Source organism: Halomonas sp. M20 (assembly GCF_020622265.1).
Lineage (GTDB): Bacteria > Pseudomonadota > Gammaproteobacteria > Pseudomonadales > Halomonadaceae > Modicisalibacter.
In genome coordinates, this window is sequence record NZ_JACNMQ010000006.1 from 173693 (window position 1) to 185887 (window position 12195).

16 protein-coding genes are annotated in these 12195 nt (G+C 56.2%); 1 reads left to right on the plus strand and 15 read right to left on the minus strand.

The annotated features are described in order from the left end of the window. Positions 1-271: 271 nt before the first annotated feature. A complete protein-coding gene (locus H7850_RS15255) occupies positions 272-1657 on the minus strand; it encodes an MFS transporter (protein ID WP_227370346.1) in 1386 nt (461 codons plus the stop codon). 191 nt (positions 1658-1848) lie between these two features. Here H7850_RS15255 and uvrA point away from each other — a divergent pair, with 191 nt between their 5' ends. Further along, complete coding sequence (gene uvrA, locus H7850_RS15260) at positions 1849-4731, plus strand: excinuclease ABC subunit UvrA (protein ID WP_227370347.1); 2883 nt, start codon at positions 1849-1851, stop codon at positions 4729-4731. A gap of 152 nt (positions 4732-4883) precedes the next feature. On the opposite strand, the gene rplQ is transcribed toward uvrA, so the two are convergent. The 14 genes from rplQ to rpsN form a co-directional block, all read right to left on the minus strand. Continuing rightward, positions 4884-5270: a 50S ribosomal protein L17 gene (rplQ, locus tag H7850_RS15265; RefSeq protein WP_227370348.1), complete on the minus strand. Its 387-nt coding sequence runs from the start codon at positions 5268-5270 to the stop codon at positions 4884-4886. Between the two features lie 39 nt (positions 5271-5309). Further along, positions 5310-6308 (minus strand): DNA-directed RNA polymerase subunit alpha, encoded by a 999-nt coding sequence (locus tag H7850_RS15270; RefSeq protein WP_227370349.1) that lies wholly within the window; start codon positions 6306-6308, stop codon positions 5310-5312. A 91-nt stretch (positions 6309-6399) separates the two neighbouring features. Next, positions 6400-7020, minus strand: coding sequence for a 30S ribosomal protein S4 (gene rpsD / locus H7850_RS15275; RefSeq protein WP_227370350.1), 621 nt, complete (start codon positions 7018-7020; stop codon positions 6400-6402). A 12-nt stretch (positions 7021-7032) separates the two neighbouring features. Further along, the gene (rpsK, locus tag H7850_RS15280; protein ID WP_048306656.1) at positions 7033-7419 is read right to left on the minus strand and encodes a 30S ribosomal protein S11; all 387 of its coding nucleotides are present in this window, start codon (positions 7417-7419) and stop codon (positions 7033-7035) included. A gap of 39 nt (positions 7420-7458) precedes the next feature. Then, positions 7459-7815, minus strand: coding sequence for a 30S ribosomal protein S13 (gene rpsM, locus H7850_RS15285; RefSeq protein WP_227370351.1), 357 nt, complete (start codon positions 7813-7815; stop codon positions 7459-7461). A 125-nt stretch (positions 7816-7940) separates the two neighbouring features. Further along, positions 7941-8054 (minus strand): 50S ribosomal protein L36, encoded by a 114-nt coding sequence (rpmJ, locus tag H7850_RS15290; RefSeq protein WP_009099023.1) that lies wholly within the window; start codon positions 8052-8054, stop codon positions 7941-7943. Positions 8055-8084: 30 nt separating this feature from the next. Then, complete coding sequence (secY, locus tag H7850_RS15295) at positions 8085-9416, minus strand: preprotein translocase subunit SecY (protein ID WP_227370352.1); 1332 nt, start codon at positions 9414-9416, stop codon at positions 8085-8087. Next, the gene (gene rplO, locus H7850_RS15300) at positions 9417-9851 is read right to left on the minus strand and encodes a 50S ribosomal protein L15 (protein ID WP_227370353.1); all 435 of its coding nucleotides are present in this window, start codon (positions 9849-9851) and stop codon (positions 9417-9419) included. 3 nt (positions 9852-9854) lie between these two features. Beyond that, complete coding sequence (gene rpmD, locus H7850_RS15305) at positions 9855-10037, minus strand: 50S ribosomal protein L30 (RefSeq protein ID WP_227370354.1); 183 nt, start codon at positions 10035-10037, stop codon at positions 9855-9857. 7 nt (positions 10038-10044) lie between these two features. Beyond that, positions 10045-10545, minus strand: coding sequence for a 30S ribosomal protein S5 (rpsE, locus tag H7850_RS15310; protein ID WP_227370355.1), 501 nt, complete (start codon positions 10543-10545; stop codon positions 10045-10047). 11 nt (positions 10546-10556) lie between these two features. Further along, positions 10557-10907, minus strand: coding sequence for a 50S ribosomal protein L18 (rplR, locus tag H7850_RS15315; RefSeq protein ID WP_227370356.1), 351 nt, complete (start codon positions 10905-10907; stop codon positions 10557-10559). A gap of 9 nt (positions 10908-10916) precedes the next feature. Further along, the gene (gene rplF / locus H7850_RS15320) at positions 10917-11447 is read right to left on the minus strand and encodes a 50S ribosomal protein L6 (protein WP_227370357.1); all 531 of its coding nucleotides are present in this window, start codon (positions 11445-11447) and stop codon (positions 10917-10919) included. A gap of 9 nt (positions 11448-11456) precedes the next feature. After that, positions 11457-11849, minus strand: a complete 393-nt coding sequence (rpsH, locus tag H7850_RS15325) for a 30S ribosomal protein S8 (RefSeq protein ID WP_227370358.1) — start codon at positions 11847-11849, stop codon at positions 11457-11459. A gap of 30 nt (positions 11850-11879) precedes the next feature. After that, entirely contained in the window at positions 11880-12185 is a 306-nt protein-coding gene (rpsN, locus tag H7850_RS15330) for a 30S ribosomal protein S14 (protein WP_227370359.1), read from the minus strand. Positions 12186-12195 lie beyond the last annotated feature (10 nt).

The window sequence follows — 12195 nt, forward strand, 5'->3', positions numbered from 1 at the left end:
ACAGATACAGACGTAGATTAAAAGGTATAGACATAGGGGGGTGATAAAAAATGACCTTGTTTACACCTCTAGCCATGGTTAATCACCTTTCCTTCTACAATCAATTAATTGGAAACCCAAGACGACCATCGCTTCCGTTCGAGATCAGGATGATCGAGTCGATGGCCGTCAGGCAACCTAGAACGTGATGGGACGATAGTTTTGATGATTGCCGAATGATACACAAATGCCACGAGCGCCGCGCGTTACGAGACGAAGAGATGATTTAACGTCAGGCGCCCTTGTGATCCTGGGGGGTGCCGAGCACTTGAGCCAATGCTTGAGTATCGAGGCACTGACGGTCCACCTTGAGATAAGCAACACGCTCCTCGGGCACGACTAATACATCCTCGACGCCAGCCACGCCTGCAAAGCGGGCCATAAGAGTATCCAGGGCGTCATCATGATGCGTCGAGTCCAGTGCCACCACTTCGCTGGACAGATGACGAGGCGCCGGCATCCTCCAGACGGTTGCCAGCCATATCAAAGCGAACCCGCTCGCCCCTAGAAACACCGCATCATAGCCAAAGCGCTGGGACAGCGCACCGCCTAGCACTCCCCCCAGGAAGGCCCCCAGAAACTGGCTAGTGGAATACACGCCCATGGCGGTTCCCTTGGCTCCCGCCGGTGCCAATTTGCTGATCATTGAAGGCAACGTCGCCTCAAGCAGATTGAAAGCGACAAAAAAGGCCCATAGCAAGGCGATCAATGTCCAGCGTTGATGACTCACCTCCCCGAGCAGCAGCAACACCAGCGCCATGCTGGCCACGGCACCGATGAAGACGGCACGCATGCGCCGGCGCTTTTCGGCAATGATCACCAAGGGCACCATGCCGATAAAGGCCAAGCCCATTACGGCTAGATAGACCCAGCCTTGCTGTGCAGCTTCGATGCCAACGTCGACCAGTCGAAATGGCACCGCCACGAACGCCGCCATCAAGATCAGATGCAAGGCAAAGATCGAGAAATCGAGACGCAATAGATCGCTGCGCGTTAGCGTATTTCGCAGCTGACTACGATCCAGCCCCACGTCACGATGACGCGCCCGCCGCGGTGCCGCGGGTACCAGTCGCCACAACACCAGCAGACTCAGCAGGGCCAACCCGGCGGTAAACCAGAATACGCCCGTAAGTCCGAAAGAGGCCGCTATCAACGGACCAAGCACCATGGCCACCGCAAAAGCCACACCGATCGACAGACCGATAGTCGCCATCGCGGCGGTGCGAATTTCTTCTCGGGTCTGGTCGGCAAGCAAGGCCATGATGGCACCGGCCACTGCGCCGCTGCCTTGCAGACAACGTCCCGCAATGACGCCGCCAATGGTTGTTGCCTCTGCAGCGACAATACTGCCCAAGGCAAACAGTACCAGCCCCCCCGCGATCACCCCCTTGCGCCCGATACGATCGGACAGCAACCCGAAGGGAATCTGCAGTGCAGCCTGGGTTAGACCATAGATTCCCAATGCCAGCCCGACCAGTAGCGGCGTGGCGCCTGCCAGATCGTCGGCATACAGCGCCAACACCGGAAGCACCATGAACAGTCCAAGCATGCGCGTGGCATATAGACTGGCCAAACCGACGATGGCTCGACGCTCGGTAGAAAGCAAACGAATGGTCATGAGTAAGTCGCATACTGAATGAAAAGCGGTTCGCTGGACCGTGCAGCACGATGAACGTTAAGCACGGCGAAAAAGGCCCAGCAGCAGATCCCGTATTCTACCGATACCACCGCTATTAGGAAAAGCACGACATCGTTTTGCCGCTTCATACGGGAAGCGTATAATCGAGCTTTTGCGCTGCCGAGGTGGTAATGGACAAGATTCAGGTCAGGGGTGCACGCACTCACAACCTCAAGAACATCGATGTCGAACTGCCGCGGGACAAGTTGATCGTGGTTACCGGGCTATCCGGCTCCGGCAAGTCGTCGCTTGCTTTCGACACGCTCTACGCCGAGGGGCAACGCCGCTACGTCGAGTCGCTTTCCACCTATGCCCGCCAGTTCCTGTCGATGATGGAAAAGCCCGACATGGATCATATCGAAGGGCTCTCACCTGCAATTTCCATCGAACAGAAATCCACGTCTCATAACCCGCGCTCCACTGTCGGCACGATTACCGAAATCTACGATTATCTACGCCTGCTGTTCGCTCGCGCCGGTACACCACGCTGCCCACAGCATGGTACCGACCTGGAAGCCCAGACCATCTCTCAGATGGTCGACCAGGTACTGGCCCTCCCCGAAGGCAGCAAGCTGATGCTCATGGCTCCTGTCGTCAAGGGTCGCAAGGGTGAGCATCTGCAACTGATCAGCGAGCTTCGCGCTCAAGGGTTCGTGCGCGCCATGATCGATGGTCAGGTATTGGAACTCGACGACATTGCCCCTCTGGAAAAGAACAAGAAACACGATATCAGCGTCGTAGTGGATCGTATCAAGGTCCGCGAAGACCTGCAGCAGCGTCTGGCCGAATCCTTCGAAACTGCCCTTAATCTGGCCGACGGCATCGCTGTCGTGCACTTCATGGACGATGAGCAGGAAGACATCACTTTTTCGGCGCGCTTCGCCTGCCCGGTCTGCGGTTACTCCATCGCCGAGCTAGAGCCGAGGATGTTTTCCTTCAACAACCCGGCAGGCGCCTGCCCCACCTGCGACGGTCTTGGCGCGCAGCAGTTCTTCGATGCGGAAAAGCTGATCAGCCATCCCGAACTCTCCCTGGCTGAAGGGGCGATCAAGGGCTGGGATCGACGCAGCGTTTACTACTTCAATCAGCTGCAGGCACTAGCCGCGCATTACCGGTTCAAACTGGAAACGCCCTGGAGCGACCTTGCACGTCATGAGCGCGATATCGTGCTCAACGGCAGCGGCGATGACGTCATCGCCTTCAGCTATGTCAACGACCGAGGGCGCAAGGTTACTCGCGAACACGCCTTCGAGGGTGTGCTGCCCAATATGCAGCGGCGCTATCGCGAGACTGAATCGAACATGGTGCGGGATGATCTCGCCAAGTATCTGGCCGTGCAGCCCTGCCCGACGTGTCAGGGCAGTCGACTACGAAAAGAGTCGCGCCATGTCTTCGTCGACGATTACACCCTGCCCCAGATGGTACGCCTGCCGATCGGGGAGGCCTGGGACTATTTCAAGTCATTGACGCTGCCTGGGCGTAAAGGCGAGATTGCTCTCAAGATCGTCAATGAGATCCATGCGCGCCTGGAGTTTCTGGTCAATGTCGGGCTCGATTATCTCAATCTGGAACGCAGCGCGGATACGCTTTCCGGTGGCGAAGCCCAGCGCATACGTCTGGCAAGTCAGATTGGCGCCGGGCTTGTCGGCGTCATGTATATCCTTGATGAGCCCTCCATCGGCCTTCATCAACGCGATAACGATCGCTTGCTCAAGACGCTTGTCCATCTGCGCGACCTGGGCAACACGGTCATCGTGGTCGAGCATGACGAAGACGCCATCCGCGCCGCGGATCATGTGCTGGATATCGGCCCCGGCGCTGGCGTGCATGGCGGCCGTGTCGTGGCCCAGGGCACACCGGACGATATCGAAAACAGCAAAGAGTCTCTTACCGGCCAGTATCTAGCAGGGTCACGGCGTATCGAGATTCCCCCTCATCGCATTCCTTGCAACCCTGAGAAGATGCTGCGTTTGAGCGGTGCCACCGGGAACAATCTGCAAGACGTTACCCTGGAGCTTCCCCTCGGCTTGTTCATTTGCGTGACAGGTGTCTCTGGGTCCGGGAAGTCGACCTTGATCAACTCGACCCTGATGCCGATTGCCGCCTGCGAGCTAAACCGTGCCACGACTCTTACACCGGCACCCTATAAAAAGATCGAGGGCCTCGATCAGCTCGACAAGATCATCGATATTGACCAGAGCCCCATCGGTCGCACGCCACGCTCCAACCCGGCTACCTACACCGGCATCTTTACGCCAATTCGTGAACTCTTTGCCGGCACTCAAGAAGCACGTTCGAGAGGTTACAAGCCGGGGCGTTTTTCCTTCAACGTAAAAGGTGGACGCTGTGAGGCTTGCCAGGGCGAGGGCATGATCAAGGTCGAGATGCACTTCTTGCCGGATATCTACGTTCCCTGCGATGTGTGCAAGGGCAAGCGCTACAATCGGGAAACGCTTGAGGTCAACTACAAGGACAGGAATATCCACGAAGTGCTGGAGATGACCGTAGAGGAGGCTCTGGAGTTCTTCAGCCCTGTTCCGGTAATTGCGCGGCGTCTACAGACCTTGATCGATGTCGGACTTTCCTATGTACGTCTTGGCCAGAGTGCCACGACGCTGTCCGGCGGCGAAGCGCAGCGAGTCAAGCTGGCCAGGGAACTTGCCAAGCGCGATACCGGCCAGACCCTGTATATTCTCGATGAGCCAACGACGGGGCTCCATTTCGAGGATATTCGCCAGTTGTTGACCGTGCTTCATCGCCTGCGCGATCACGGCAATACCATTATCGTCATCGAACACAATCTGGATGTCATCAAGACAGCCGACTGGGTGACAGATCTGGGCCCAGAAGGAGGCTCCGGAGGTGGGCGCATTATCGCCGAGGGCACGCCAGAGCAGGTCGCCAACATGGAGGAATCCCATACCGGCCGTTTCCTCAAGCCGCTGCTGAAGCGCAAGTCAGACGGCAAGGGCAGCAAGTCACGGGCAAAGGACATTGCCGTCAGCAACGCTTGACACGTTCTCTTAGCATGAATGGGCCGGTCAAGCATCCGGCCCTGCATTCGCCAGTTTCACCGGGGCATAGCGGCAATGCCCCATAACAAGAAAACCGGCCCTGGTGGGCCGGTTTTTATACTGCTTCGCTGAACATCAAGTGTTCGAAAAGCTCACTCTTCGCCGGCTGCCTCGTCGGCCACAGGGCGATCGACCAGTTCGACAAACGCCATGGGCGCATTGTCACCGGTACGAAAGCCACACTTGAGAATGCGAACATAGCCACCGGGACGATTGGCATAACGTGGGCCCAGCTCGTTGAAGAGCTTACCCACCGCTTCCTTGGAAAGCGTACGGCTGAATGCCAAGCGCCTGTTGGCGACACTGTCTTGCTTGGACAAGGTGATCAGCGGCTCAATATGACGCCGCAGTTCCTTGGCCTTGGGCAGAGTCGTCTTGATGACCTCATGCTCGACCAGCGAGACACACATGTTCTTGAACATGGCCTGGCGGTGCGAGCTGGTACGATTCAGATGACGACCACTCTTACGATGACGCATGGTTGCAATTCCTTACCAAACGGGGACTCGAGTCGGCGCTCACGCGGAAGCCTTGTCGTCCTTCAAGCTAGAAGGGGGCCAGTTCTCCAGCCGCATGCCAAGTGACAAGCCACGAGCTGCCAACACGTCCTTGATTTCATTCAGGGACTTCTTGCCGAGGTTGGGTGTCTTCAACAGCTCCACCTCGGTACGCTGAATCAGATCGCCGATGTAATAGATGTTCTCGGCCTTGAGACAGTTGGCACTGCGAACCGTCAGCTCGAGGTCATCCACGGGGCGTAGCAGAATGGGGTCGACATGATCCTCTTCCACTTCGCTTTCCTGTTCTTTATCGACTTCCAGATCGACGAATGCCCCCAGTTGCTCTTGAAGGATCGTAGCACTGCGCCGAATCGCTTCTTCGGGCTCCAGGGTACCATCGGTCTCGAGATCGATAATCAATTTGTCGAGATCGGTACGTTGCTCGACACGTGCAGCTTCGACCGAATAAGACACGCGACGCACCGGGCTGAAAGTGGCATCCAGCTGTAGACGCCCGATGGTGCGAGCCTCGTCATCAGCTTCAGCACGCACATCCGCAGGCTCGTATCCACGACCCCGTGCAATCCTGAGCTGCATCTTGAGCTCAGCGCCCTCATTGATATGTGCGATCACATGATCGGGATTGACGATATCCACATCGTGATCGGTCGCGATATCACCGGCCGTTACGATGCCAGGCCCTTGCTTGTTCAAGGACAATGTAGCCTCATCGCGACTATGCATCTTGATCGACACGTCCTTGAGGTTCAGGAGAATTTCGATGACATCTTCCTGAACACCTTCGATGGCGCTGTATTCGTGATCGACACCCGCAATTTCGACTTCCACCACGGCACAACCGGGCATGGAAGACAGCAAAATGCGACGCAGGGCGTTACCCAGAGTGTGGCCAAAACCACGCTCGAAAGGCTCGAGCACGATTTTAGCGTGGTGTGCATTGATCTCTTCGACCTTGATATCCCGCGGACGAAGAAATTCTGTTACTGAACGCTGCATATGAACACCTTTCAGGCTGCCAAACGGATACTCGGTACTCGGTTGCCGAACCTGATGGTTCAGGCTCGGCTTCAAACACAAACAAATGAGTTTACTTCGAGTACAGCTCGACGATCAGATTTTCGTTGATGTCGGCAGACAAGTCGCCGCGTTCCGGGACAGCCTTGAAAGTGCCTTCCATCTTCTTGGAGTCGACATCGATCCAGGTCACATCACCGCGCTGGCCAGCCAGCTGCAGGGCGTGTTGAATCCGTGCCTGATTCTTTGACTTTTCACGAACCGCGACGACATCGCCAGGCTTGACCTGATAAGAGGCAATATTGACGCGCTTGCCGTTCACCGTGATCGCCTTGTGGCTGACCAACTGACGTGCTTCTGAGCGAGTTGATCCAAAGCCCATGCGATAGACGACATTGTCTAGCCGGGATTCAAGCAACTGAAGCAGCAACTCGCCGGTCGCCCCTTTCATGCGGGCGGCTTCTTTATAGTAGTTGCGGAACTGTTTCTCGAGTACGCCATAAATGCGTCGTACTTTCTGCTTCTCGCGAAGCTGCAAGCCGTAGTCGGAAAGACGTTGACGGCGCTGGCCATGCACACCCGGAATCTGTTCGGATTTGCATTTTTTCTCGAAAGGAGTGACACCGCTCTTCAAGAAGAGATCGGTACCCTCGCGACGAGACAATTTGCACTTCGGTCCAATATAACGTGCCATGAGTCTCTCTCCTTAAACGCGGCGTTTCTTCGGCGGACGGCAGCCATTGTGGGGAACGGGCGTCGCGTCGGTGATGCTTTGCACGCGGAAACCGGCGGCATTCAATGCACGCACGGCAGACTCACGGCCAGGACCTGGGCCCTTGACCAGTACGTCAACGTTTTTCACACCATACTCGGCTGCAGCAGTTGCTGCACGTTCGCTTGCCACTTGAGCAGCGAACGGGGTGCTCTTGCGAGAACCACGAAAACCCGAACCACCGGAAGTCGCCCATGAAAGAGCATTCCCTTGGCGGTCTGTGATCGTCACGATCGTGTTGTTAAAAGAGGCATGGATATGCGCAATCGCATCCACAACCTGCTTTTTAACCTTCTTGCGGTTACTGCGCGGGTTAGCCATGTTGATGTTTCTTCCTGTCTAAACGCCAGAACATGCGTGTTATTTGCGAATCGGCTTACGCGGACCTTTACGGGTACGCGCGTTGGTCTTGGTGCGCTGTCCACGCAACGGAAGACCACGGCGATGACGCAGACCTCGATAACAACCCAGGTCCATGAGACGCTTGATATTCAGCGTGACATCACGGCGAAGGTCGCCTTCAACGGTATATTTGCCAACTTCAGTCCGTAGAGTATCCAGCTGTTCAGCAGATAGCTCTTGGATCTTGAGGTTCGGCGTTATGCCGGCTGCTGCACAAACTGCTTGTGCACGCGTACGGCCAATCCCGAAGATATAGGTCAGCGAGATCGCCGCATGCTTGTTGTCCGGGATATTGACGCCTGCAATACGGGCCATCAGCTTACTCCGAAATTTGAGCGGCTTGCTCGGTTTATCATCTACAAAAGGCGCAATAGCATACCCTTTCGCCCGCATAAGAGCAACAGGGTATGCCTACACCCGCATTCATTCAGCGCAGGATTTCAACCCTGACGCTGCTTGTGCCGCGGTTCGATGCAGATGACGCGAACTGCGCCATTACGCCGAATGATCTTGCAATTACGACACATCTTCTTGACGGAAGCTCGAACCTTCATCGTTCTCTCCATTACACGGTGGCATGCGCCTTAGCGCATCAGACCGCCGCTGCCATAGCCTTTCAGGTTAGACTTCTTCATCACCGACTCATACTGATTCGACATCAGATGCGATTGCACTTGCGCCATGAAATCCATGATCACTACCACCACGATCAGCAAGGAGGTGCCGCCGAAGAAAAAGGGCACGTTCCAGGCAATAATCAAGAACTGAGGCATCAAGGAAACTGCGGTGATATACAGGGCACCGAACAAGGTCAAACGCGTCATGACCTTATCGATATAGCGAGCAGTCTGCTCGCCGGGGCGGATACCCGGAAGGAAAGCACCCGACTTCTTGAGGTTGTCGGCCACGTCCTTAGGATTGAAAACCAGCGCTGTATAAAAGAAGCAGAAGAATACCACCGCAGCAGCGAAAAGCAAGATGTATAACGGCTGCCCTGGCCCCAAGGACTGAGACGCCGCCTGTAGCCATTCAAAGCCTTCGGCGGAGCCCACCCACTGGCCGATCGAGGCCGGAAACAGCAGGATACTCGAGGCAAAGATTGCCGGGATGACACCCGCCATATTGACCTTGAGCGGCAAATAACTGCTTTGGCCAGCATACATCTTGTTGCCGACTTGGCGCCGAGGATAATTCACCGTGATACGGCGTTGGCCGCGCTCGATGAACACCACGAACGCCACGGTGGCAATCGCTAATGCGGTTAGCGCCAAGAGAGGCAACACATTCCAGGCACCATCATTGCGTGCCAGTTCGAAAGATTGCCCAATGGCACCGGGGAGCCCTGCGACAATACCGGCGAAGATAAGCAACGAGATACCATTGCCGATCCCTTTTTCGGTAATCTGCTCACCCAACCACATGAGAAATACCGCACCGGCGACAAAGGATACGATCGCGGTGAAGTAAAAACTGAAGTCGCTGGTATAAGTAACGCCCTGCCCGACCAGACCGACTGCCATCCCGGTGGCCTGAATTAACGCCAGTACGACTGTGCCATAGCGCGTGTACTGACTGATTTTCCGGCGACCGGCCTCGCCTTCCTTCTTCAGCTGCTCTAGCTGAGGCGACGTTGCTGTCAGAAGCTGCATGATGATCGAGGCGGAGATGTAGGGCATGATGCCCAACGCAAGGATGCTCATGCGCTCCAGCGCACCACCCGAGAACATGTTGAACAGGCTCAGGATAGTGCCCTGGTTTTCTCTGAACAGCGCAGCAAGCTGATCAGGATTGATGCCGGGAACAGGGATATGGGCACCGATCCGGTACACCACGATGGCAATGAACACGAAACGTAGCCGCGCCCAGAGTTCGCTCAAACCACTTCCCGTTGCCGGCATGTTTCCCGATTTAGCCATTTAGTCCTCGACCTTGCCACCGGCGGCTTCGATAGCGCTTCGGGCACCCTTGGTGACCCTGAGACCGCGTACGGTAACCGCCTTGTTCAGTTCGCCAGACAGAATGACCTTTGCATACCGTGTGGCATCCTTGAGCACGTTGGCTTTTTTCAGCGCAGCCAGATCGGCAACCTCACCGTCTACCTTGCCGAGTTCCGCCAGACGCACTTCTTCAGATACCAAGGACTTGGCAGAGGTGAAGCCATACTTTGGCAGACGCCGCTGCAAAGGCATCTGACCGCCTTCAAAACCGGGCTTCACGCTACCGCCAGACCGGGATTTGAGGCCTTTATGACCACGACCACCTGTCTTGCCCAAGCCGGAACCGATACCGCGTCCCACACGCTTGGCAGCAGATTTCGAGCCCGGTGCCGGGCTCAGACTATTGAGTTTCATGGATTACTCTCCCTCAACACGCACAAGGTAATTCACCTTGTTGACCATGCCGCGTACGGCAGGGGTGTCTTCCAACTCGACCGTATGACCGATACGACGCAGCCCAAGCCCCTTCATTGTGGACTTGTGCTTTTCCAACACGCCGATGGTACTACGCATCTGAGTAACTTTGATCGAAGCTGCCATGATTGCCTTACCCCGCGATCTCTTCGACGGACAAGCCACGCTTGGCGGCGATGTCATCCGGAGCCTGCATGGCGGAAAGACCATTGATGGTCGCTCGCACCACGTTTACCGGGTTGGTGGAACCGTAACACTTGGCCAAGACGTCATGAACGCCAGCCAGTTCGAGTACGGAGCGCATGGCACCGCCAGCAATGATCCCGGTACCTTCGGAAGCAGGCTGCATGTACACCTTGGAGGCACCGTGACGGGCCTTTACCGGGTACTGTAGCGTGCTGCCACTCAGACTAACCTTGACCATATTGCGACGTGCCTGATCCATGGCCTTCTGAATCGCGACTGGCACTTCACGCGCCTTGCCACGACCGAAACCCACACGACCATTGCCATCGCCAACGACAGTCAGAGCGGTGAAACCGAAGATCCGGCCACCCTTGACCACCTTGGCAACGCGATTGACCTGCACGAGTTTCTCTTGCAAATCACCGCTTTGCTGTTCGTTCTTCGCCATCGTAAAACCCTTTAGAATTCCAGGCCGCCTTCACGTGCGGCGTCCGCCAGGGCCTTGACTCGACCGTGGTACTTGAACCCGGCGCGGTCGAAGGCAACTTGTTTGATGCCCGCTTCCTTGGCGCGTTCGGCAATCAGTGCACCCACTTTGGCTGCAGCATCCGCATTGCCAGTACCGCCCTCACGCAGTGTCTTGTCCAGCGTAGAAGCACTAGCCAGGACTTTATCACCTTGAGGCGAAATCACCTGCGCGTAGATATGACGCGGGGTACGGTTGACACACAGGCGGTACACGCCCTGCTCGCGGATTTTGGCGCGAGCGCGGCGGGCACGACGGAGACGAGATTCTTTCTTCGCGTTCATAACCCTGCCTTACTTCTTCTTGGCTTCTTTACGACGGACCTGTTCGTCGCTATACCGAACACCTTTACCCTTGTAGGGCTCGGGTGGACGGAAAGCGCGAATCTCCGCGGCGACCTGACCGAGTTGCTGCTTATCGGAACTTTTCAGCACGATAACGGTGTTCTTCGGTGTTTCCACCGATACATTTTCAGGCAGCGTGTACTCGACCGGGTGAGAGAAACCCAATGTCAAGTTTAGCGTCTTGCCATTTGCCTGGGCACGATAGCCGACGCCGTTGATTTCAAGGGACTTGGTAAAACCCTCGGACACACCAGTCACCATATTCTGAACCAGTGCGCGAGTAGTGCCGGCCATTGCCCAACTCTTGGCTTTCTCGCTTGGATTGAAGGTCAGCTGGCCATCTTCCTGACCGATCACCACATCGGGATGAACGGTCATACCAAGCGTGCCCTGGCCACCTTTGACGGTGAACTGGTCGCCGTCGAGCTTGGTCTCGACGCCACTGGGCAATTTAACTGGATACTTGGCTATGCGGGACATTCGTCACTCCTAGAATACGGTGCAGATGACTTCGCCGCCAACGCCAGCATGACGTGCCGCCCGATCGGTCATCACGCCCTGGGAGGTGGTTACGATCGCAACACCTAAGCCATCCGCGACTTTCGGCAGCTCGCCCTTGCCTTTATAAATGCGCAGGGACGGCTTGGAAACTCGTTGAATGTGCTCGATGACCGGCTTACCTTCAAAATACTTGAGGGTGACGGACAACTCCGGCTTGACGCCTTCAGCGACTGCAAAGTCGTTGATATAGCCTTCTTGCTTCAGTACGCGGGCCACTTCCACCTTGAGCTTGGAAGACGGCATGGTGACCGCTTCCTTTGTGGCCATCTGCGCGTTACGGATACGCGTAAACATATCCGCCAACGTATCTTGCATACTCATTACGTTACGCTCCTGATTCTCGACGTGGCGTTACCAGCTGGACTTCTTGAGCCCAGGGACATCGCCACGCATCGCGGCTTCGCGCAGCTTGTTGCGGCCCAGCCCGAACTTGTTGTAGAAGCCGTGAGGACGACCCGTGATACGACACCGATTGGTGCGTCGAACCGGGCTTGAATCCCGCGGCAACGACTGCAGCTTTAGCTGAGCATCGAAACGCTCTTCGTCAGAAGCGTTGACGTCATGAATGATAGTTTTGAGCTCTGCACGCCTGGCGGCATATTTGTCGACCAGCTTCGCGCGCTTGAGCTCACGCTCGATCATGCTTTTCTTTGCCATGATGCTACCC

Coding starts and splice junctions, on each gene's coding strand:
- H7850_RS15255 (WP_227370346.1), bottom strand. CDS start 1,657: ATGACCATTCGTTTGCTTTCTACCGAGCGTCGAGCCATCGTCGGTTTG.
- rpmJ (WP_009099023.1), bottom strand. CDS start 8,054: ATGAAGGTTCGAGCTTCCGTCAAGAAGATGTGTCGTAATTGCAAGATC.
- rpsH (WP_227370358.1), bottom strand. CDS start 11,849: ATGAGTATGCAAGATACGTTGGCGGATATGTTTACGCGTATCCGTAAC.
- rpsN (WP_227370359.1), bottom strand. CDS start 12,185: ATGGCAAAGAAAAGCATGATCGAGCGTGAGCTCAAGCGCGCGAAGCTG.
- rpsM (WP_227370351.1), bottom strand. CDS start 7,815: ATGGCCCGTATTGCAGGCGTCAATATCCCGGACAACAAGCATGCGGCG.
- rplQ (WP_227370348.1), bottom strand. CDS start 5,270: ATGCGTCATCGTAAGAGTGGTCGTCATCTGAATCGTACCAGCTCGCAC.
- rplR (WP_227370356.1), bottom strand. CDS start 10,907: ATGAACGCGAAGAAAGAATCTCGTCTCCGTCGTGCCCGCCGCGCTCGC.
- rplO (WP_227370353.1), bottom strand. CDS start 9,851: ATGAAACTCAATAGTCTGAGCCCGGCACCGGGCTCGAAATCTGCTGCC.
- rpsK (WP_048306656.1), bottom strand. CDS start 7,419: ATGGCTAACCCGCGCAGTAACCGCAAGAAGGTTAAAAAGCAGGTTGTG.
- rplF (WP_227370357.1), bottom strand. CDS start 11,447: ATGTCCCGCATAGCCAAGTATCCAGTTAAATTGCCCAGTGGCGTCGAG.
- rpsD (WP_227370350.1), bottom strand. CDS start 7,020: ATGGCACGTTATATTGGACCGAAGTGCAAATTGTCTCGTCGCGAGGGT.
- rpsE (WP_227370355.1), bottom strand. CDS start 10,545: ATGGCGAAGAACGAACAGCAAAGCGGTGATTTGCAAGAGAAACTCGTG.
- secY (WP_227370352.1), bottom strand. CDS start 9,416: ATGGCTAAATCGGGAAACATGCCGGCAACGGGAAGTGGTTTGAGCGAA.
- uvrA (WP_227370347.1), top strand. CDS start 1,849: ATGGACAAGATTCAGGTCAGGGGTGCACGCACTCACAACCTCAAGAAC.
- H7850_RS15270 (WP_227370349.1), bottom strand. CDS start 6,308: ATGCAGCGTTCAGTAACAGAATTTCTTCGTCCGCGGGATATCAAGGTC.
- rpmD (WP_227370354.1), bottom strand. CDS start 10,037: ATGGCAGCTTCGATCAAAGTTACTCAGATGCGTAGTACCATCGGCGTG.